Raw genomic sequence first — 18,503 nt, 5'->3', positions numbered from 1 at the left:
GGAGCTATGACCCGGTGGGCCGGCCGGGCCGGCGGGTGAATCGGCGCAGTCCCCGTCGCGCGGGCTTGAGGGGCTTGTCCTCGGGGGCGATGGGACCGCGGCCCGCGGTCAGGGCCGGTGCCGCGGCCGAGGCCGATACGGACTGGCTGCCTCGTTCGAGCCGGGTCCGGACGGCCTGGGCCAGTGCGTGGTGGGACGGTTCCAGCAGCAGGCCCTCCGCGGACAGCCGCTCCCACATGTGGAGCAACTCCGTTCCCCGGGTGGCCACTTGGCCCTCGTCCAGCAGTCGCTGCCACGCGGCGGTGGCGCGGGCCACCTCGGGTGCCGCCCGGGTCAGGTCGGTGCGGCAGCGGATGCGGGCGACGGTCAGCGCGAGGACGGTGGAGAGCATGTAGTCGCCGCGCAGATACGCGAGGTAGGCCTCGATCGCCCGTGCCTCCAGCGAGAGTTCGTCCTCCGCTCCCCGGCGCAGCGTGAGGTGCTCCCGCAGCGCGCTGGCGAGGACGAACGCGGCGTGCAGCTCCTCGCGTTGCGCGTGCTGGAGGATGCGTTCGACGCGGGCGAGCGGCGGGAACGCCTCCTCCTCCGCGGCGGTCCGCTCGCGCCCGGGCGGCAGGTCCTCCTCGTCGGCGATGGTCCGGCTCGAACCGTCGGGGTACACGCGCAGGCGTGCCACCTGCTGCACGGTGCGGTCGATGACGGTGGCCGCCACCGGGGCTCGCAGGGTGCGGGCGAACATGGCGACGGCGTCGAGGATCGCCTCGTTGGGCTGCCGCATGCCGCCCATTTCCAGCAGATGGCCGTTGACCACCGTCGAGCCGTCCTCGGCCACGTAGGCGTCGAGACGGATCAGTGGCGGCGCGGCCAGCGCGGGCAGGTTGTGCCCCTCGTCACGGGGTGTCAGCGAGTGGTTCATCGGCTCATACTCCGGGTCGGACGACACCGACGATGGGCATGGAGGCGGCCGGCGCGATCGTCACCGTGCGTCCGGGCCGCGGGGCGTGCACGATCTGCCCGTTCCCGATGTACATGCCCACGTGCGTGGCGCCGTAGTAGATGATCAGGTCCCCGGGCCGCGCGGACGCGAGACTGACCCGGGTCAGTCCCTGCCACTGCGCCTGCGAGGTACGGGGTATGGGGTGCCCGGCGGCCGCCCATGCCGCGGAGGTGAGCCCGGAGCAGTCGTACGACGAGGGGCCCACGGCGCCCCACACGTACGGTTTGCCCATCTGCGCCTTCGCGAAGGCGACGGCCTGCGCGGCCGCCCCGCTCACCTTCGTACCGCCGCCCGTGCCGGTCCCGGTCGAATTGCCGCCGCCCGAACCGGATCCCGTCCAACGGGACTTGGCCTCCCGCGCCTGTTCCTTCTCCAACTGGGCCAGCTTGCGCGTCTGTTGCTCCTTGAGCCCCGCCTCGATCTGCTCGGCCTCGGCGATCTTCCCCTCGATCTTCTGCTTCGACTCGGCCTTGTCCGTGCGGGTGTTGTTCAGCTCCCGCAGCTCCTTGGCGGCGGCGTCGGTCTGCCGGCTCAGCTCCGCGCGGGCGGTCTTCTGGGACTCGGAGACGTTGATCAGGTTCCGCATGGCCTGGCGGGCCTGGGACGCCTCGTCCAGGGCCTCGTCGGGGTGGTCGCCGAGCAGCAACTGGATGCCCGTGGCGGCGAGATCGCCCCCGTGGTACTGCGTCCGGGCCGCCGCACCCGCGAGGTCGTGCAGATCGTCCACGCGGTTCTCGGTGCGGGCCAGGTCCTTGCGGAGCGACTTCAGCCGCTTCTCCTGCTTGGTCGCCTTCACGTCCGCGGTGTTGTACGCCTCGGTGGCCACCTCGGCCTCGCGGTAGAGGCCGTCCAGTTCGTTCTGGATGGCCTCGATCGACTTGTCGTTGTCCGGGGTGGGTTCGCTCGGGACCGCGTAACTCGGCCCCGAGACAAGGGCGATCGCGCAGGCGAGGGTTGCCAGGGAGGATCGACTCCGCAACCGTCTGCCGCCGGTCGACAGGTTCATCAGCACCGCTTTCAGAGGTCGGTCCCACACAACCGCGGCGCGTCACCCCGACCAAGAGCCGGACGGGCACACATGAGGGAACCAGCGTGACCTTCCGTCGTGCCCTTTCGTACGGGGGCCCTTGCACGGGGGTTCGGTCCCGTGCGCGAGTGGAGGCACGGCTCATGGGCCGATGTCAGTGGCCTCTGACACGATCACCGGCATGGCTTTGATCGATGAGCGGCACATCGGGGAACTCGCGGTTGAGCATGGCGTTCCCGAGGCGGTGGCGGACGAGATGACGGGACAACTACGGCCCTGCGTATACCTGGTGCAGCATGAGGACCTGTCTCGAAAGGAAGACGCCCGGCCGGCCGCGCGGACGGGTGGGCTTCCCGAGTTGCCTACCGGCGTCGACTGGCCGAGCGGGCGAGAGCCGTTGGTCCTGACGATCGACTGCGCGGAACTGCCCCGGGACGTCCTGGACTTCCCACTGCCCGCCGACGGACAGCTGTTGATCTTCACGGACATGTCGTACCCGCCGGACTCCTCGGCGGTTCTCCACGTCCCGACCGGCGTCCCGACGACGGAGCACTCCGCGACGTACACGGTCGACGGCCAGGCATGGGAGACCACGGTCCACGAACCCCGCAGGCTGTACCCGGTGACAGGACTGACCATCGGCCCTGACTGGTCGGACCTCCCCGAGACCGAGAAATTCCTGGACGGCGACCCTGACAACGAGGAGTTGCTCGACCGGTTCGAGGACGCCGTCGTGCACGGTGTCCATGGCGAGCCGCGCAGCGATTGGATCCAGTTGGGCGGCTACTCCCGCCCGTGGCAGATGCCGCCGGACGCGGACGGTCTCATCCTGCTGGCCCAGATCCAGGGGGATGCCGTCAAGTACGGCATCTACACCCTGAACCTGGTCGTGGGCACCCGCGAAGACATCGCCGCGGGCCGCTTCGAGAACCTTGAGTACGAGCAGCAGTACTGAACCCCTACGGGCGGCGCCAGGCGTGTGGAGGGCCGGCGCGGACGGTGCGTGGAGGTCAGCCGAGGGTGAGTCGCTCGATCTCGCCGAGCGCGTCGTGCTCGGCGTACACCTGGGCGAGCCTGCGCACGTTGTCGCGCATCTCGACGTCCTTGAGGGCCAGTTCGGCCGCTTGCGCCACCGCTTCCGGTGTGGGCGTGGCGGTCTCCAGGTCGATGCCGAGGCCGTGGTGGGCGACCCGGGCGGCGACGGCGGGCTTGTCCTCGGTGAGACCGGCCGCGATGACCGGCACGCCGGCGGCTATCGCCTGCTGGGTGCCGCCGTTGCCACCGTTCGTGATGTACAGGTCGGCCTTCGGCAGCAGCACGTCGAACGGGATGAACTCGGCGACCCGCGCGTTGGCCGGGACCGGTATGGACAGGGCGTCGACCTCGCGGCCGAGGGCAGCCACCACCGTGACGTCCAGGTCGGCCAGGCCGGTCAGGGTGGGTTCGACGAGCTCGGAGAGGTCGCGGTTGGCGAGGGTCCCCTGGGTCACCACCACGACCGGTCGGGAACCGTCCAACTCCGCCCACCAGGACGGGGGTTCCCATTCGGGCGCGCTGCGGCCGGGCAGAATGCCGACCAGGTGCACCGAGTCCGGGGCGTCGCCGCGCTCGAACTCGAAGCCGGGCACGGTGAGCGCGGCCGTCGCGTCGGGGACGGTGGCGACTCCGTCCACGAACACCGGGAAGGTCTCCGTCGCGCCGAGGGAGTGAAGCACGTCGGCAAGACGGTCCTGGGTCGGCTGCATCATCATGGCGAACTGGGCGTTGCCGGCCCGGTTCGCGGCCTTCTGATCGTCGCCGGGCGCGACCGGCGCCGGCCCGAAGAAGGTCGTGTCGTCGCTGCTGAGGGCGAGCGGGACCGCGGTCACCCCGACCCAGCGGCGGGGCCGGAGGCCGGGTGCGCCCATCGCGGTGGGGACCGCGCCGAGCCACAGGACGTTGGAGATCAGGTACTGGTCGGGGTCCTGCTCCAACAGCTGCTGAAGGACGGCGTGTTGCTCGGGGAGGGGGTTGACGAAGGCGTGCTTCCAGTCGTAGTTGAGCATGTCCGGCCCGGGAGCGAGCTTCATGCGCTCCGGGTCCTCGCCGAAGAGCCGGTCGTCGAAGTCGGCCAGGCCGGTGACCGGCACGAAAGCGAGCCCGGACTTCTCGACATCCTCACGGAAGCGGCTCCCGGTCACCACCGTGATCTGATGGCCTCGTGCGGCGAGCCCCCGAGCGAGCTGCAATAACGGTGACAGTTCGCCGGTGATGGGCGGGGCCGCGACGATGATCTTTGCCATGATGGCCTTTCCTTGACGCTACGGACTACTCGCATGACGAGATGTAGCGCCCACCGGTTCCCCAACTCCCTTGGTGTTATTGCGAGTTCACCGAGACGGACTGGCAGCTGCCGACTGTTCAGGCACCGGTCGGCCCCAGGAACCGGATGGCGTTGTCGATCTCCAGATCGATCAGCCGCTGCGCCTCTAGCGTCTGGTGGTCGAACACGCCGGTGAGTTCGAGGCTCACGATCCCGTGGACCCGCGTCCAGATGAGGATGGCGGCGCGGGCCACGCTCGGTGCGATGTCCGGCCGCTCCTGCGAGCGGGCCCACAGCCGCAGTTGCCCGTCCAGAGTGCGGTCGCCGCTGGCGCCGCCGGCCGGCGCGCTGTCCTGGACGGCCACCAGCAGGTCGACGAGCAGCGCCATCGCCTGATCCAGCGGAGTCCGCGTGGTGACCTCGCTGGGCAGGTCCCCGGCCCGCTCGCCGAACAACATCCCGTAGCGCCGCCGATACCGCAGCGCCCAGTCCCGGTACGCGGTCACCACCAGCCGCACCCGCGTGCGCGGAGCCTTCCGGCTGCCCTCCACGGCCTGACTCATCGCCGCCGCCAGTTGCCGGTAGGACAGGGTCACCAGGTGAGCCACCAACGCGTCCCGCGACGGGAAGTAGCGGTAGACCGCCGGCGCGGACATCGCCATGCTCCGGGCCAGCGCCGCGATCGACAGCGCCTGCACGCCCTCCGCGTCGATGATCGCGAACGACTCGTCCTCGATCTCCTGGAGCGTCTGTGCCCGCAGCCGCTCACGCCTGCTCACCGGCCGCGTTTCGTTGGTCATCGTCACACTGTAACGGTCCATGTGAATGCTGACGGGTTCAGCATCACGCTACGAGCAGTAACGCACGAAGTGCCCGGCGCCACGCCGCGAGTTATCGATTGACGCAGCATGACGGTCAGGTGCATAGTTACGACCATTAACTGAGTGATGGATATTCGCAGAAAGTTGAGGGGACCCGACCATGACCGAGACGAGCGCCACCGACGAGGCCACCGGCAAGTCCACCGTGACCGCCACCGAGGTGGTGCTGCCCGGCAAGGTCGCGCCGTCCGGCCTGCGGCTGGCCCGGCGTGAGCTGCCGCCGCCCGCCGCCGGTCAGGCCCTGGTGCGCGTCGAGTCGACGGCCGTGTCCTTCGCCGAGAGCGCGATGCGCAGAGGCCGCTACTACGGCCAGCCCACGTTCCCGTTCGTGCCCGGCTACGACCTCGTCGGCGTCGTCGAGGCCGTCGGCTCCGGAGTGGACTCCGCGCTCCTCGGACGACGGGTCGCCGCGCTGACCAAGACCGGCGGCTGGACCACGGCCGCCCTGCTGCCCGCCGCCGACCTGGTGGACGTACCCGACGGAATCGGTCCCGACGAGGCGGAGACCCTCATCGTCAACGGCCTCACCGCCTACCAGATGCTGCACCGCAGCGCGAAGGTGCGGGCAGGGCAGACCGTGCTCGTGACGGGCGCCGCCGGCGGCGTGGGCTCGGTCCTGGTGCAACTCGCCCGCGACGCCGGCGCCCGCGTCATCGGCACGGCCAACCCGCGCCACCACGAGGCGTTGCGCGCGCTGGGCGTAGAGCCGGTCGACTACCGGGACCCGGAACTGGCCGCTCGTATCCGGGAGTTGGCCCCCGACGGCGTGGACGCCGTGTTCGACCACCTTGGCGGCGCGAGCGTCAGCCTCTCCTACCGCCTGCTCAACCGCACCGGCACGCTGGTCTCGTACAGCATCGCGGCCGCACTCGACGACACCAGGCCCGTACTGCTCGACTTCCTCCCGCTGCTGGCCAAGCTGGCGTTCTGGAACCACCTGCCCACACGCAGGCACGCGAGCTTCTACGACATCTGGGCGGGCGCCGGCAAGCCGGACTCGGCGGGGCGCGAGGCGTTCCGGGCCCGGACCCGCACCGACCTCACCCACGTCTTCGGCCTGTTGCGGGACGGCGTACTCACCGCGAAGATCGCCGCCCGCTTCTCGCTGACCGAGGCTGCCGAGGCCATGGAGCTGGCGGAGTCTTCCAGCCGCACGGCCGTCGGCAAGATCATCCTCGTGCCCTGACCGGGCCGACACCGCCCTGTCCGTCGATCGGTCGGATCACACGTGCAGGTCGATGACCGCCCATGAGGAATGCTGCTGCCAGTAGTCGATGGCGGCCAGGTGCGAGGGGTGGTTGAAATACCGCTGGAAGGCGGCGGCGTCGTCAAAGAGGCTGCTCAAGGCGAAGTCGTAGGAGACAGGCGTCGGGTCGAACAGGTGCCACCCCAATTCCCACTGCCGGATCTCGGGGATTTCCTGCTCAAGGTTCTGCACGAGCTCAAAAACCCTTCTTGACTTCGGGGGATTCACGCGTGAGACCTTCGTTGAGCTTGAAGAGGACTATGTTTCGGATCATTTCCGCTCCTGATGCATAGCAGCATTCGGTGAACGTGGACGACTACGCGGCGACCGACGACTTGGTTCACCCACAAGGAACGTTTCTCGCCGCGCACTCACCGGATCCGGACCCGGACCGCTCGCCCCGCGACGCGCCGACAAGCCCTTCGGGGCGTTCGGCCGCGCACGGCAGAATGGCGGCCATGCGTTTTCGACTGCTCGGCCGCCTGGAGTTGGTGAACGGCAACGGCTCTGTCGTCCTTCCCGGCGTCGTGTCCCGGGCGATCGTGGGACGGCTGCTGCTCGACCGGGCACGTCAGGCGCACGCCGGACTCCTGGAGCCGCTCGCCCGACACGCGGTGGGCGTGCTGCTGGACAGGCTGGACGCCCACCACCGGTCCGGGGCCAACGCGCGGGGCGGGACGGACCGGGTACGCGACTGGCTCGCGGGGAGCCCGTCCGTGCTGGCCGCCTTCTGCTGAGCGGTCCCGGTCCCGGTCCCGGTCCCGGCCGCGGTCGGCGACAGGCCCTACGCGGGCTGTGAACCTCTTCGGGGTGCGCGCCGTAGCAGCGACCAGACGGCGCCTGGTCTCCCGGGACGCCTCCGCCGCCGCGTCGCGTCGCGGAGCCGTCTCCCCTGCTCACCCAAGTGACCGTCGGCCAGGGCCAGTTCTCCGACGAAAGGCACAGCACCATGACCGAGTACCAGGGGCGGATCGTTCTCGGAGAGGACACCGTCGCCGAACTGGCCGACCGGATCGAGGGATCCGTGTTCGCCCCGGACGACACGGGCTACGTGGGGGCGATCGCGGGGTTCAACCTGCGTTCACAGCAGCGACCTTGCCTGGTCGTCGTGGCGGCCAACGCCGCCGATGTGCGGGCCGCGGTCGCTTTCGCCGCCGCGCACGACATGCCCGTCGGGGTCATGGCCACCGGGCACCAGCCGTTCCCCGCCGCGGACGACTTCCTGCTCGTCTCGACACGTGCGATGCGTACGGTCGAGATCGACGCCGAGCGTGCCGTGGCCCGTGTCGGGGCGGGCGCGCTCTTGTCGGACGTAGTAGAGCCTGCTCAAGAGGCGGGCCTGGCACCGCTGAACGGGTCCAGTCCACTGGTGGGAGCCGTGGGCTTCACCCTCGGCGGTGGACTCAGCCCGTTCCTGGGCCGGTCCTTCGGCTGGGCCGCCGACCACGTCGTCGCGATCGAGGTCGTCACACCGGACGGTGAACTGCGCCGCGTCTCCGCGGAGTTGGAACCGGAGTTGTTCTGGGGCCTGCGCGGCGGACGCAGCAACTTCGGTGTGGTGACCGAGTTGGAGATCGGGCTGTTCCCCGTGACCTCCTTCTACGGCGGCGGGATCTACTTCCCCGCGGAGCACGTCGAGGCCGTGCTCCGTGCCTTCCCCGAGGTGGTCCGCGACGCGCCCGACGCCTTCACCTGCTCGGTGGCGCTGCTCAACTTCCCGCCCGTCCCGGAGATCCCCGAACTGCTGCGCGGCCGGTTCCTCGCTCACGTCCGGGTGACCCACCTCGGTTCCGACGAGGAGGCCGAGAAGCTCATCGCGCCCTTGCGGGCCATCGGCGAGGGCGTGCTCGACACGATCGGCCGCCACCAGTACAGCGCGTTCGCCCTCGTGCACACCGACCCGGCGGATCCCTTCCCGTACGAGGAACAGGGCGCCCTGCTGGCCGAGTTGCCGGCCCAGGCCGTCGGGTCTCTCGTGGAGAGCGCCCAGGTGGCCGCCGACGGCCTGGTCACGGTCCTGGAGATCAGGCATCTCGGCGGGGCACTGGCGGCCCGGCCGGCCGGGGCGAGCCCCATCGCCGCCCGGGACGCCGTGTTCAACGTGTGGGGAGCGACCGTCGGGCCGCCGGAGGTCGTCGACGCCGGGATGGCCATGCTGGGCGGGATGATCGAGCGCCTGAGCCCCTGGTCCACGGGTCTGGCGTACACGAACTTCGCCGGTCGCGACGACCGCGCGGAGAACGTGTTCACCGCGGACGACCTGGCGCGGCTGCGGGTCCTGAAGAGGCACTACGACCCGCGGAACCTCTTCTGGATCAACAACCACGACGTCGCTCCGGAATAGGACCCCGCCGGTACGCCGGTGCGGAGCAGTCGAGTCGTGGAGTGGCCGAGCCGTCGGGACACCGACCTGATTCCAGGAGACCGCGGTGAGATGCGAGCGGGAGATAACCGAACTGGCTGCTTACGCCATGGCAGCCCTCGATCCCACAGAGACCGTGCTCATCGACAGGCATGTACGGGAGTGCCCGGTCTGCGCGGTCGACGTGGACGGGATCCGCACCACGCTCGCCGCTGTCCGACGACTGCCCGCCGAGGAATTGCTGGGCAACTGGTCCGGCAGGCTCGCCGAGTTGAGGGAGGCGGCGGTCCGAGCCGCCCTGGCCCAGCGCCCCGACCAAGGGTGAACAACTCCTGAGCGTCGCCCGGCGTGCGGGACTCCGTCGGAGGAGCCCCGCACGCCGGGCGACGGCGCCCTTTCCCGCGCCTTTCCTGCCCCTGTCCTCGCGGACACAGGCCAGGCAAGCGGACATCAAGCGGGCGGCAAGAGGTCCCCTCGAAGGTTTCCCCGTTCAGCTTTCAACGAATTAGTGCGCCGTGCGTCGACCCACGGCGCACAGCGTGTGAACCCCGGCACCGCGGTCCAGTCCCACGTCACCAACCTCGTCGGGGTCAACAGCTTCAGCTTCTCACTGGCGGCGAACGGTGACGCGTACACCAGCGGCGGCGCCAACGACGGTCTGTGGCGGATCATCGGCCTGACGGCGCGATGAACCGCTAGGCGTCCCGGCCCCGGCAGTTCGCAGTCACCCCTGGTCCTGGCGCTGTCCGGTCACGCGTCCGCACCGCTCAGCCGTGCGGCCAGGAACCGTCCGGCGCGGTCCAGAGCTACGGTCCCTTCGTCGAGGAGCGGACCGTAGGCCTGGAAGACGTGCGGTACCCCAGGGGTGACCTCCAATGTGACCTCCACGTCCGCGGCGGCGGCCTGCTGGGCGAGACGTACGGCGTCGTCGAGGAGGACCTCGTGGGATCCGACCTGGATGAGGAGGGGCGGGAGGCCGGACAGGTCCGCGAAGACGGGGCTGATCAGGCCGAGTGCGGCGTCCTGGCCCGCTGTGTAGTCGGTGACTCGGGGTTCGAGGAGTTCCCGGCTGAGCAGCGGGTCGGCCCCTCGCTTGGTATCGATGCTCGCGCCTGCCAGCGTGAGGTCGGCATACGGGGACATGAGGTAGGCCGCGGTCGGCAGGGGCAGTCCGTGATCGCGGGCGTTGACCAGCGTGGCGACGGCGAGTCCACCGCCCGCGGACTCGCCCGCGAAGAGGATGTCCGAGGGGGCGATGCCGTCCTTAAGGAGGGCCTCGTAGGTGGCGAGAGCGTCGTCCACCGCTGCCGGGTACGGATGCTCGGGGGCGAGCCGGTAGTCGACGGAGAAGACCCTGGCGTCGGTCCGTCGGCCGACCTGGGAAGCCAGTCCCGCGGCGCTGAGCGCGTCGCCCAGAACGTAGACACCGCCATGGAAGTACAGGACGGCATGTCGCGGTTCGACTCCGTCGACCGTGATCTCGCAGACGGGCACACCGCCCAGCGTGGCCGACTTCGCGATCACGTCGGCGGGCAGCGGCTGTGCCGATGTCAACTCACGGAGCCGGCGCCGTTGTTCGTCGACGGAACTGCCGACGGGGAAGGCGGACTGACGCAGAATCGCGTCAAGAGTCTGTTGCTGCTCGGTGCTCACGGAGCATCTCCCTTCGATGGGGGCCGGACTCTGCGGACTTCGAGGAGGTCGAGACCGAGAGCCTCGATCTCGGAGAGAACTCCGAAGAGCGCCGCGGCGTCCGGCAGCAGCCCGGTGAGCACGGTCTCGGCGCCCTGCCGCTCCGGCGCGAACCCCGGGAACGCCGTCAGCAGGGTGGGGCCCAGGTGGCCGTCGACCCGGATCTGATACAGGACAGGGTCATCACCCATGCGCTCATGGTCGTGGGTGGTCGGGTGAATCCGCGTCACCGGAATCGGGTGACGTACGACGCTCAGGTACGGCCGTTCGACAGCAGCCGCAGCTCACGGCCGCGCTGCACCGCCGAGGACCGGTCCCGGGCGCCGAGCTTGGCGTAGATCCGGCGGATGTGGGTGTTGACGGTGTTGGGCGAGACCGACAGTTCGGCGGCGATCTCGGGCCGGGTGAGGTTGGTCGGCAGATAGCGCAGGACACGCAGCTCGCTCGGGCTGAGCTTCTCGATCGGTCCCGCGGCCGACCGGTCCGGGGCGTCGCCGTGGACGGCGTCGAGGATGTCGGAGACCAGCGCGGCGTGCGACGTCCTGTGCTGCAGGGCATCGAGCAGTTCCCAGGCGCCGGTCGTCGCGAAGGGCAGGATCATCCGGTCCGGCTCGGCGAGGTGCAGCGCCCGTTCGACGGCTGCCTCCACCGCGCGATCGTCGCCCAGCTCGCGCCAGGCGAGCGCGTCCAGGAGATGGGCCTCGATCGGGGTGAGGAGGGAGTTGACGGGGGCGGTGCCGTCGAGGACCGACCGGAGCTCACGGCGGGCGCCGATGGGGTCCTTCTCGGCGAGGCGGATCACCGCGGCCGCGTTGCGGATCTCGCCGGCCGCGGCCTGCCGGTCGTCGAGGGCGGCGAGGCGCGTCCGTGCCTGGTCGACCATCCCGAGGCGGGCCTGAGTCGCCATCGTCCAGGCGGTCACCCGGGACGACAGCCCGTGCCGGCCCACCATGTGTGCCTGCACCTGCTCGGCGGCGGTCAACTCGGCCAGCGCCTCCCGGTGTTGGCCGCGCGCGGCCGGAAGCATCGCGGAGATCAGACGCACCAGCAGCCGGACTCCGGGTTCGCCGTCGGACCGGGTGACGCGCCGGGAGCGGTCCAGCCACTGTTCCCCTTGGCCGAACTCGCCCGTGCAGATCAACGTCCCCGCGAGGGCCACCTGCGCGGGGGCGATCACCGGCTCGGCGTCCCAGCCGTACCGCGCGGCCAGCGCGATGGCCTCCTCGCAGCGCTGTCGGACCAGGGCGAAGGACTGGCTGCCGGAGACGAACCCCAAATGGGCCCGGCAGGCGACTTCCAGGTAGGGGCGGCCGATGCCGCGGGCGAGTACGGCGCCCTCCAGAAGGTGCCGCTCGCTCTCGGCGAGCCGCAGCGACCAGGCCTCGGTGACACCCAGATTCAGCAGCGCGAGGGCTCGCAGGTCGCCGGCGAGCGCGACCTCGGTGTTGGACCGGCCGACGGCGGGGGAGGACAGTGCGTCGGCCTGCTCGAACACGGCGTCGAAGTGCCCGCGCAGCCGGGCCAGCAGCAGGTCCAGGGACGCGATCGCGGTGCGCAGCCGAGGCCGGCGGTCGGGTGGTGTCGTAGCGGCGTACGACCTGGCGATCTCCAAGTGCGCCTGGGCTTCCGCCAGTCGGTGCTGGTGCAGGTCGGCGTTGGCGTACACCAGCGCCAGCTCCGGGGAGTCCTCGCCGGCGCCGGCCGGGAAGGCGCGCAGCAGCGCCACCACGGTTCCGCCCTGTCCGTCGAGCGTGAGGCTGACGGTGTGATCGGTGAGCAGGCGGGCCGCCTCGGCCCAGTCGCCGGCGGCCTGCAAGTGCCGTACGGCATCGGCGGTTTGGGCGTGTTCAGCGAACCAGCGCGCGGCGAGCCGGTGCAGTTCCGGGATGGCTTCCGGGTGTGTGTGGCGCAGTTCCAGTCGGAGCAGGTCGGCGAACAGGCGGTGGTAGCGGAACCAGGTGCGGTCGGGGTCGAGCGACACGACGAACGCGTTGGCGTCCTCCAGATCCAGCAGGATGCGCTCCGACCCGGTCGCGCCGGTGAGGAGATCGGCCAGTTCGCCGTTGACCCGGTCCAGCAGGGAGGTGCGCAGCAGCAGTCGTTGCACGTCGGCCGGCTGCCGCTCCAGCATCTCGGCCATCAGGTACTCGGCGACCGTACGGTGACTGCCGGAGAACTCCGCGACGAACCGTTCGGGATCCGGGTGCCCGGCCAGCGACAGCACCGCGAGACGCAGCCCGGCCGCCCAGCCCTCGGCACGCTGGTGCAGCAGCCCGGCCACCTCGTCGGGCAGCGCGACTCCGCAAGTGGCGAGCAGCTCACGGGTCTCGGCCTCGGTGAAGCGCAGCTCCGCGGCGCGGATCTCGGCCAACTCCCCGGTCAGCCGCAGTCTGTGCAGGCGCAGCGGCAGGTCGTGCCGGGTGGCCACGATCGCGTGGACGCCATGGGGGAGATGCGTGAGCAGGGCCGTGAGCTGCTCGGTGGCCTCCGCGGAGCCGAGTTCGTGCAGGTCGTCGATGACGAGGAAGAAGTGTCCGCCGGCGGCCGCGACCTCGGACAGCACCTTGTCCACCATGGCGCCGCCGTCGAAGCCGGGGGCCACGGGCGGCGGCTCCGCGGCACCCTCGGTGCCGGCCGCGGCGCGGACCGCGTCCAGCAGAGCGAGCCAGAACAGTTGCGCGTCCTGCTGGCCCGGCCGCACCGACATGAACGCGATACGGCGGTCCTGGCCCGGCCGGTCGGCCCAGGCACGCAACAGTGACGTCTTTCCGCTGCCGGCCGGCGCGGAGATCATCGTCACCGGCTTCTCGGCCGCGCGGTCCAGGGCGGCGACCAGATCGCGGCGCACGATGAGACCGGGTCGGCTCCGAACCGGTGCGCGGCCAGAACCCGCCGCGGCCGGCAGGTGGGGCTTCGAACCATGTCGTTGAGCCACGCGGGCAGCGTAGTCGACGCGCATCACCGCATCCCGGCGGCGAACTGGCACCTTCACCGAAGACGTGGTGGCGGCGCACAAACACGTTCGCATAGCCTCGCGGACATGGCAGATGTGTTTGCGGGCGTCCGTCTGTTGGGGCCGCCGGAGACCGACGGCGAGTACATCGCGCTGAGCGAGCACGAGACAGTGCACCTGCACGAGTACACGCGGATCTACGCCGTACCAGGCCTCTACGAGCATGTCGTCCAGGAACGGCTGCAGTGCAGATCACCGCAGGTCGCGGCGGCAGGTTTCCTTCGCGCGGCCGCGAGCCTCGGGTTGGATCCGGGCTCGATGACAGTCCTCGACGTCGGCGCCGGCACAGGTTTGGTCGGCGAACTCGTGCGTGGCGGTGGTGTGGCTCAGGTGATCGGGGTCGACTCGCTGCCGGCGGCGCGCGAGACGAGTCTGCGCGACCGGCCGGGCGTCTACGCCGACTACGTGATCGGCGACTTCCTGCGCCCCGACGCACTCCGTGAGGCTCTACGTCCGTATGCGCTCGGCGGGTTGGTGTCAGCCGGAGCGTTCGGCGGCACGCACGCCACACCGCAGGCGCTCGACAACGCACTCGCGGTCCTGCCGGCCGGCGCTCCCGTGGCGTTCACGATCGACGAGCGGTGGATGGACGAGTCGGATCCGGACGGGTTCGGCGCCGCGATCGGGCGGCTGACGGCCGGCGGACGTCTTACGGTGCTGGAACGAACCCGGTTCCGGCACCGGGTGACGACGACCGGCGAGCCGATCTTCTACCAGCTCGTCGTGGGCCGGACCGGGTGAGGTGAACGACCGTACTGGACCGGCGAGTTGGCGGCATCCTCCGCGTCGCGGACCAGGCCCCCGCTTGGAACCTCCCTCGCCGCTGCCGGGCGATGTCGGTCACCAGACCCTCATGCCGCCGTCGATGACGAGGTCGACTCCGGTCACGTACGAGCTCTCGTCGGAGGCGAGGAACAGCGCGGCGTTCGCCACGTCCTCGGGTCGGCCGACTCGGCCCAGGAGCGTCCGGTCGAGCATCTGGTGGGAGAAGTCGTCGTTCTCCAACTGCTCGCGGGTGGCATGACTTTCGATCAGGCCGGGCGAGATGGAGTTGACGCGGATCCCGAATTCGCCTCCCTCCATGGCCAGTTGGCGGGTCATGCCGATGATCGCGGCCTTGTTCGTCGTATGGGACAGGGAGGGGAAGTGCTTGAAGCTGAGGGATCCGTTCAGGGACGCCATGTTCACCACCACGCCGTGGGTGGCCCTCAGTTGGGGCCAGGCGGCCCGGGTGAGGTAGAAGACCAGGTCGACCTCGTCCCGGCGCGCGCCGTCCCAGTCCTCGTCGGAGATCTCTTCGAGCCAGTTGAAGTGGTTCCTGGCGGCGAGGTTGAACAGGACGTCGATCCGGCCGAACTCGCGCACCGCGAACTCGACGAGCCGTGCGCATTCGGTGGGGTCAACGAGACGGCACGGCTGTAGCGACACCATCTCGCCGCCCGCGGCACGCACCGTCCCGACGGTCTCTTCCGCCGCCTCGACGCCCACGTCGCAACCGACGACGTGGGCGCCTTCTCGGGTGAACCCCAAGGCTGTCGCGCGGCCGATGCTCCCGCCCGTGCCGGTGACGACGCAGACCTTCCCCGCCAGCCGGCCCGACATCTCATTGCCCCTTCTGGTCCGCCGCGGCGAGCTTCTCCGCCTCCGCGACGCCGACCGCGTCCGTCAGCTTCGGGACCTCGTTGAAGTACCAGTCGATGACCTCGCGGGCCGGCCCGGCCAGGGGCGTCGCCCAGTCACGGAAGAGTTCGGTGACCACCGCGAGCGCCGTGGTCGGAACCGCACCGGCGTGCGCCAGCCGTTCTATGGCGGTGCGGTGCGCGGTCTGCGATCGGCCGCCGACGGCATCGGTCACGTACATGACGTCGTAGCCGTCCTTGAGCGCCTGGACGGACGCGAACGTGAGGCAGATCTCGGTGTGGAGGCCGCCGATGATCAGTCGCCTGCGCCCGGCCGCCTCCACCGCCCGGCGAAACGCCTGGTCCTCGAAGGCGTTCATCGAAGAGCGGTCGATCGGCTCGACCCCGTCGAGCTCGGACAGGATCGACGGGAGCGTCGGCCCGTTGAGACCGAAGGTGACACCCACGGTCGACAGGACGATCGGCATGTCGAACGCCTTGGCCGTCCTGCCAGCAGCCGCACGTGCAGCTCGGCCAGATCGGCGTCCGTTTCCGAGCGTATGACCTCGAACATCTCCTTCTGATAGTCGATCAGTACGAGGGCGCAGTCCGCCGCGGTCCAGACACCCAGGTCCTTGGTCATCGGTGTGCTCCTGTTCGGGCGTGAGGGGCTGTGATGCGCTGTGATCGGCCGCCAACTGCCGTGTTGTCGCCGGTGATCAGGCGTGGACCTGCGAGCCCAGGCCGAGATTCAGGCGGAGCGATTCGAGGATGATGAACGTCGTACTGGCCGTGTAGACATCGGCCGCGGCGAGGACGCCGGTGTACTTCTTGATGACCGGCGCGGCGGCGTAGGCGACCTGGGCGGCCTGGTACTCCTTGACCGCGGCCCAGGCGTTGTTCCCGTACTTGGCGAAGTACGGCGTGGGGTCGACCGCCACCAGGGCCTTCCTGACGTTGTCGACGATGTCGGCCACGTACTGCTGGTGGACGACCATGTCCTGGCGGGTGCCGAGCCGGCCCATGTGGCCGCCGATGTAGTGCTTCCACGGATACGTCATCGCCTTGGCCGGGGCGGCCATGGAGGCGGGGACGTCCTCGTTCAGGTTGAAGCTGTCGAAGGGGACCCAGCCGGGCAGGTTGACGTCGACCAGCATGAGCGTGTCGTGGTCCGGCAGGTGGATGTAGATGTTGTCGGGGGAGTGATTGGTGCCGTGCCACGCCAGGTTGATCCGTTCGCCACCCACACGCAGTGTGTAGCGGTTCTCGAACGTCACGTCGGGCAGCGGCCGGGTCGGGTCGTTGTCGCGGGCCAGCAGCCGCTTGTTCTCGGCGTGGCCGATCCGTGTCACGTGTCGGCCGAACAACGACGATGCGCCCAGGTGGTCGGCGTGATGGTGGGAGTAGACGATGTGGCTCACTCTGTTGGAGACGCCGTTGTCGGCGGCGATCTCGTCGATGGCGCGCTGGAGGTTGTGCCCGATGGAGGGCGGCGCGTCGAACAGCACGACACCCTCACGGGTCGTCAGGAACGCCGCCTGGTAGGTGCCGTCGGTCACCCAGTACAGGTTCTTCGCGACCCGACCGACGTAGTAGCCCTGCGAGTTGACGGCGGGACCGAGCGCGGACGGCGGGATCGGCGCGTAGTCGGGCAGCGTGGCAGGGGCGGCGGACGCCTGGCCGGCGAGTGTGCCGTCGGCCAGTGCGGCGACCGTGGGAACGGCCGCCAGTACCGCGCTGCGGGCGAGGAACGAGCGCCGGTTCGTCGATGACATGGTGATCCCCTTCGACCAGTGGTGACGTACATGGGGTGGGGCGTCGAACCTTGTCCGGGCTACGCGCCGTAGGCCGGCACGATCGCTCCGCTGATGTCGGTCGCGAGGTCGCCGACGAGGAAGGCGATGACGTTGGCGATCGTCTCCGGCGGCACGGCGTGGGCCAGCGCCTCCGGAGGAAACTCCGCCCGGTTCCTGGCCGTGTCGATGAGCTGCGGCGCCACCGCGTTCACGCGGATGCCGTGCGGGCGCAGTTCCAGGTCGAGAATGCGGACCAGGTGGTTGAGGGCCGCCTTGCCGAGGCTGTAGGCGGCCATGCCGGGGGTCGGCTCACTCGCGGGCCGGGCGGACACGTGCACGATGGCGCCCCCGCCGTGTCGGCGCATGTACGGCGCCACGGCTTGGCTCAGCCACAGGGCGGCGCCGAGGTTGACGTCCAGCATGAGCCGCAGGTCCTCGGGCGTCGCGGCGAGCGCGTCTCCCGGGCGGAACGCGCCGAGGGCGTTCACCAGCACCTCGGGAGGCCCGGACTCGTCGGCGATCCGGTCTACGACGCTCCTGGCCAGGGCCGGATCGGTGCCGTCGCCCACCACCCGGCGGATGCCGTCGGGCAGTTCGTCCAGTGTCTTCTCCGTGCGGTCGACCGCCGTCACGCTGAACCCGGCGTCCGCGAGGACCACCGCCGTGGCCAGGCCCAGGCCCCCGCCCGCACCGACCACCACCGCCACACGCTCGCTCATGAGACCGCCTCCTTGCCGGGCGCCGAAGCGACGCCGCGACCGCACGTGCCGCGCCGTGCTTCACAGGTTTGCCGCGGGGCAGGTGAGCGGTCCTCACCGGATTCGGGTGATCTCACGGAGGTACGTCGGCGGTGGGTGGAGCGGGGGCGATGGGGGTGACGGTCTGGTGCCGGGTCGCGCAGGTGCGTTGCAGGTGAACACCCCCGGCCGGCCTGAGCCGTCGGTGTCGTCAGTGGTGGCCGTGGGCGCTGTCGGAGGCGCCGCCGAAGAGTCGGGCGATGGCACGGAAGGGCAGGGTGACGACGGTGGCGATCGCGCTGCCGATCGAGCGCAGCACGTCGGCGATGGCCTTGAACATGGAGAGATCCAATCTTCGAGAGGGGCGGCCCCGAGTCGGGGAGCGCCGCTGTGGACGGGTCGGTGTGGCGCGGAATGCGGCTGCGCTGCGCGGTTCGGGTTCCGTGATCAGGACCCGATGAGGGCCTTGTCGATGGCGTCGAAGGTGGCGTCGGGCTCCACGGTTTCGCCGAGGTCCTTGTCTCCCACCAGGGTCTGGACCGGGTCCGCCGTCGCGGCGGCGACGGTGACGTCCGCACCCTCCTCCCGCAGCCGCCTGAGCGGCACCAGCAGCTCGTACTGCCGCTCCCGCTTGGGGCTGGAACCTGCCGGCATCACTGCTCTCCTCGCCTCGGAATCAACGCGGGAACGTGTGTCCCCACACCCCGGGTGCTCACTACGGCCCGAGTTATTACTCACGGCCGCCCCTTCCGGTGCACGCCGTCCGGCCCCGGCCCGTACCGCCCATCCACCAGCCGGAGGTGGCCTGCCGGGAGTCACCCGAGTACCCGG

21 protein-coding genes are annotated in these 18,503 nt (G+C 70.3%); 7 read left to right on the top strand and 14 right to left on the bottom strand.

Features of this window, described 5'->3' with window-relative positions:
- Positions 1 to 4: 4 nt before the first annotated feature.
- Together M2283_RS26850 and M2283_RS26845 are read right to left on the bottom strand one after the other, a co-directional pair.
- Positions 5 to 916: a hypothetical protein gene (locus M2283_RS26850; protein WP_280878947.1), complete on the bottom strand. Its 912-nt coding sequence runs from the start codon at positions 914 to 916 to the stop codon at positions 5 to 7.
- Between the two features lie 4 nt (positions 917 to 920).
- A complete protein-coding gene (locus tag M2283_RS26845; protein WP_280878946.1) occupies positions 921 to 2,003 on the bottom strand; it encodes an NlpC/P60 family protein in 1,083 nt (360 codons plus the stop codon).
- Between the two features lie 202 nt (positions 2,004 to 2,205).
- On the opposite strand from M2283_RS26845, the gene M2283_RS26840 reads away from it, so the two are divergent.
- Positions 2,206 to 2,979: a DUF1963 domain-containing protein gene (locus M2283_RS26840; RefSeq protein ID WP_280878945.1), complete on the top strand. Its 774-nt coding sequence runs from the start codon at positions 2,206 to 2,208 to the stop codon at positions 2,977 to 2,979.
- Positions 2,980 to 3,034: 55 nt separating this feature from the next.
- On the opposite strand, the gene M2283_RS26835 is transcribed toward M2283_RS26840, so the two are convergent.
- Both M2283_RS26835 and M2283_RS26830 read right to left on the bottom strand, forming a co-directional pair.
- Positions 3,035 to 4,306: a nucleotide disphospho-sugar-binding domain-containing protein gene (locus M2283_RS26835; RefSeq protein WP_280878944.1), complete on the bottom strand. Its 1,272-nt coding sequence runs from the start codon at positions 4,304 to 4,306 to the stop codon at positions 3,035 to 3,037.
- Between the two features lie 118 nt (positions 4,307 to 4,424).
- The gene (locus M2283_RS26830; protein WP_280878943.1) at positions 4,425 to 5,126 is read right to left on the bottom strand and encodes a TetR/AcrR family transcriptional regulator; all 702 of its coding nucleotides are present in this window, start codon (positions 5,124 to 5,126) and stop codon (positions 4,425 to 4,427) included.
- 181 nt (positions 5,127 to 5,307) lie between these two features.
- Here M2283_RS26830 and M2283_RS26825 point away from each other — a divergent pair, with 181 nt between their 5' ends.
- Positions 5,308 to 6,393 (top strand): medium chain dehydrogenase/reductase family protein, encoded by a 1,086-nt coding sequence (locus M2283_RS26825; protein WP_280878942.1) that lies wholly within the window; start codon positions 5,308 to 5,310, stop codon positions 6,391 to 6,393.
- Positions 6,394 to 6,429: 36 nt separating this feature from the next.
- Here the strand turns inward: M2283_RS26825 and M2283_RS26820 are convergent, their stop codons facing one another.
- Positions 6,430 to 6,681 carry a Dabb family protein gene (locus M2283_RS26820; protein WP_280878941.1) on the bottom strand — a complete coding sequence of 84 codons (252 nt, stop codon included), beginning with the start codon at positions 6,679 to 6,681 and terminating at the stop codon, positions 6,430 to 6,432.
- A 230-nt stretch (positions 6,682 to 6,911) separates the two neighbouring features.
- On the opposite strand from M2283_RS26820, the gene M2283_RS26815 reads away from it, so the two are divergent.
- The 4 genes from M2283_RS26815 to M2283_RS26800 all read left to right on the top strand — a co-directional run bounded on the left by M2283_RS26815 (position 6,912) and on the right by M2283_RS26800 (position 9,506).
- Positions 6,912 to 7,190 carry a hypothetical protein gene (locus tag M2283_RS26815; protein ID WP_280878940.1) on the top strand — a complete coding sequence of 93 codons (279 nt, stop codon included), beginning with the start codon at positions 6,912 to 6,914 and terminating at the stop codon, positions 7,188 to 7,190.
- A gap of 212 nt (positions 7,191 to 7,402) precedes the next feature.
- Positions 7,403 to 8,797, top strand: coding sequence for an FAD-binding oxidoreductase (locus tag M2283_RS26810; protein WP_280878939.1), 1,395 nt, complete (start codon positions 7,403 to 7,405; stop codon positions 8,795 to 8,797).
- An 85-nt stretch (positions 8,798 to 8,882) separates the two neighbouring features.
- Complete coding sequence (locus tag M2283_RS26805; RefSeq protein ID WP_280878938.1) at positions 8,883 to 9,140, top strand: hypothetical protein; 258 nt, start codon at positions 8,883 to 8,885, stop codon at positions 9,138 to 9,140.
- 216 nt (positions 9,141 to 9,356) lie between these two features.
- On the top strand, positions 9,357 to 9,506 hold the full coding sequence (locus tag M2283_RS26800; RefSeq protein WP_280878937.1) for a hypothetical protein: 150 nt from the start codon (positions 9,357 to 9,359) through the stop codon (positions 9,504 to 9,506).
- A gap of 59 nt (positions 9,507 to 9,565) precedes the next feature.
- Here M2283_RS26800 and M2283_RS26795 read toward each other — a convergent pair whose 3' ends face one another.
- The 3 genes from M2283_RS26795 to M2283_RS26785 form a co-directional block, all read right to left on the bottom strand.
- Complete coding sequence (locus M2283_RS26795; protein WP_280878936.1) at positions 9,566 to 10,468, bottom strand: alpha/beta hydrolase; 903 nt, start codon at positions 10,466 to 10,468, stop codon at positions 9,566 to 9,568.
- Positions 10,465 to 10,698: a hypothetical protein gene (locus M2283_RS26790; RefSeq protein WP_280878935.1), complete on the bottom strand. Its 234-nt coding sequence runs from the start codon at positions 10,696 to 10,698 to the stop codon at positions 10,465 to 10,467. The genes M2283_RS26795 and M2283_RS26790 overlap by 4 nt, the downstream gene beginning before the upstream one ends.
- Positions 10,699 to 10,760: 62 nt before the next feature.
- Entirely contained in the window at positions 10,761 to 13,355 is a 2,595-nt protein-coding gene (locus M2283_RS26785) for a LuxR C-terminal-related transcriptional regulator (RefSeq protein WP_280878934.1), read from the bottom strand.
- A gap of 192 nt (positions 13,356 to 13,547) precedes the next feature.
- Here M2283_RS26785 and M2283_RS26780 point away from each other — a divergent pair, with 192 nt between their 5' ends.
- Positions 13,548 to 14,261, top strand: a complete 714-nt coding sequence (locus M2283_RS26780) for a hypothetical protein (RefSeq protein ID WP_280878933.1) — start codon at positions 13,548 to 13,550, stop codon at positions 14,259 to 14,261.
- Positions 14,262 to 14,360: 99 nt separating this feature from the next.
- Here M2283_RS26780 and M2283_RS26775 read toward each other — a convergent pair whose 3' ends face one another.
- The 6 genes from M2283_RS26775 to M2283_RS26750 all read right to left on the bottom strand — a co-directional run bounded on the left by M2283_RS26775 (position 14,361) and on the right by M2283_RS26750 (position 18,326).
- Positions 14,361 to 15,122, bottom strand: a complete 762-nt coding sequence (locus M2283_RS26775) for an SDR family NAD(P)-dependent oxidoreductase (protein WP_280878932.1) — start codon at positions 15,120 to 15,122, stop codon at positions 14,361 to 14,363.
- 1 nt (position 15,123) lies between these two features.
- Complete coding sequence (locus tag M2283_RS26770; protein WP_280878931.1) at positions 15,124 to 15,837, bottom strand: isochorismatase family protein; 714 nt, start codon at positions 15,835 to 15,837, stop codon at positions 15,124 to 15,126.
- Between the two features lie 21 nt (positions 15,838 to 15,858).
- Positions 15,859 to 16,914 (bottom strand): MBL fold metallo-hydrolase, encoded by a 1,056-nt coding sequence (locus M2283_RS26765; RefSeq protein ID WP_280878930.1) that lies wholly within the window; start codon positions 16,912 to 16,914, stop codon positions 15,859 to 15,861.
- Positions 16,915 to 16,973: 59 nt separating this feature from the next.
- Positions 16,974 to 17,654 carry an SDR family NAD(P)-dependent oxidoreductase gene (locus M2283_RS26760; RefSeq protein WP_280878929.1) on the bottom strand — a complete coding sequence of 227 codons (681 nt, stop codon included), beginning with the start codon at positions 17,652 to 17,654 and terminating at the stop codon, positions 16,974 to 16,976.
- A gap of 229 nt (positions 17,655 to 17,883) precedes the next feature.
- Positions 17,884 to 18,012: an LPFR motif small protein gene (locus M2283_RS26755; RefSeq protein ID WP_280878928.1), complete on the bottom strand. Its 129-nt coding sequence runs from the start codon at positions 18,010 to 18,012 to the stop codon at positions 17,884 to 17,886.
- A 107-nt stretch (positions 18,013 to 18,119) separates the two neighbouring features.
- Positions 18,120 to 18,326 carry a hypothetical protein gene (locus M2283_RS26750; protein WP_280878927.1) on the bottom strand — a complete coding sequence of 69 codons (207 nt, stop codon included), beginning with the start codon at positions 18,324 to 18,326 and terminating at the stop codon, positions 18,120 to 18,122.
- Positions 18,327 to 18,503 lie beyond the last annotated feature (177 nt).

This window comes from Streptomyces pseudovenezuelae, from assembly GCF_029892565.1.
In the GTDB taxonomy this organism is placed as follows: domain Bacteria; phylum Actinomycetota; class Actinomycetes; order Streptomycetales; family Streptomycetaceae; genus Streptomyces; species Streptomyces pseudovenezuelae_A.
Note: the sequence above shows the minus strand (reverse complement) of the source record. Positions and strands in the feature narration are given on the sequence as shown.

What these genes read in the sequence shown, in the direction of transcription:
- M2283_RS26750 (WP_280878927.1), bottom strand. Translation starts at nt 18,326, where the DNA reads ATGCCGGCAGGTTCCAGCCCCAAGCGGGAGCGGCAGTACGAGCTGCTG.
- M2283_RS26835 (WP_280878944.1), bottom strand. Translation starts at nt 4,306, where the DNA reads ATGGCAAAGATCATCGTCGCGGCCCCGCCCATCACCGGCGAACTGTCA.
- M2283_RS26760 (WP_280878929.1), bottom strand. Translation starts at nt 17,654, where the DNA reads ATGAGCGAGCGTGTGGCGGTGGTGGTCGGTGCGGGCGGGGGCCTGGGC.
- M2283_RS26780 (WP_280878933.1), top strand. Translation starts at nt 13,548, where the DNA reads ATGGCAGATGTGTTTGCGGGCGTCCGTCTGTTGGGGCCGCCGGAGACC.
- M2283_RS26850 (WP_280878947.1), bottom strand. Translation starts at nt 916, where the DNA reads ATGAACCACTCGCTGACACCCCGTGACGAGGGGCACAACCTGCCCGCG.
- M2283_RS26775 (WP_280878932.1), bottom strand. Translation starts at nt 15,122, where the DNA reads ATGTCGGGCCGGCTGGCGGGGAAGGTCTGCGTCGTCACCGGCACGGGC.
- M2283_RS26810 (WP_280878939.1), top strand. Translation starts at nt 7,403, where the DNA reads ATGACCGAGTACCAGGGGCGGATCGTTCTCGGAGAGGACACCGTCGCC.
- M2283_RS26755 (WP_280878928.1), bottom strand. Translation starts at nt 18,012, where the DNA reads ATGTTCAAGGCCATCGCCGACGTGCTGCGCTCGATCGGCAGCGCGATC.
- M2283_RS26845 (WP_280878946.1), bottom strand. Translation starts at nt 2,003, where the DNA reads ATGAACCTGTCGACCGGCGGCAGACGGTTGCGGAGTCGATCCTCCCTG.
- M2283_RS26825 (WP_280878942.1), top strand. Translation starts at nt 5,308, where the DNA reads ATGACCGAGACGAGCGCCACCGACGAGGCCACCGGCAAGTCCACCGTG.
- M2283_RS26840 (WP_280878945.1), top strand. Translation starts at nt 2,206, where the DNA reads ATGGCTTTGATCGATGAGCGGCACATCGGGGAACTCGCGGTTGAGCAT.
- M2283_RS26765 (WP_280878930.1), bottom strand. Translation starts at nt 16,914, where the DNA reads ATGTCATCGACGAACCGGCGCTCGTTCCTCGCCCGCAGCGCGGTACTG.
- M2283_RS26790 (WP_280878935.1), bottom strand. Translation starts at nt 10,698, where the DNA reads ATGGGTGATGACCCTGTCCTGTATCAGATCCGGGTCGACGGCCACCTG.
- M2283_RS26815 (WP_280878940.1), top strand. Translation starts at nt 6,912, where the DNA reads ATGCGTTTTCGACTGCTCGGCCGCCTGGAGTTGGTGAACGGCAACGGC.
- M2283_RS26830 (WP_280878943.1), bottom strand. Translation starts at nt 5,126, where the DNA reads ATGACCAACGAAACGCGGCCGGTGAGCAGGCGTGAGCGGCTGCGGGCA.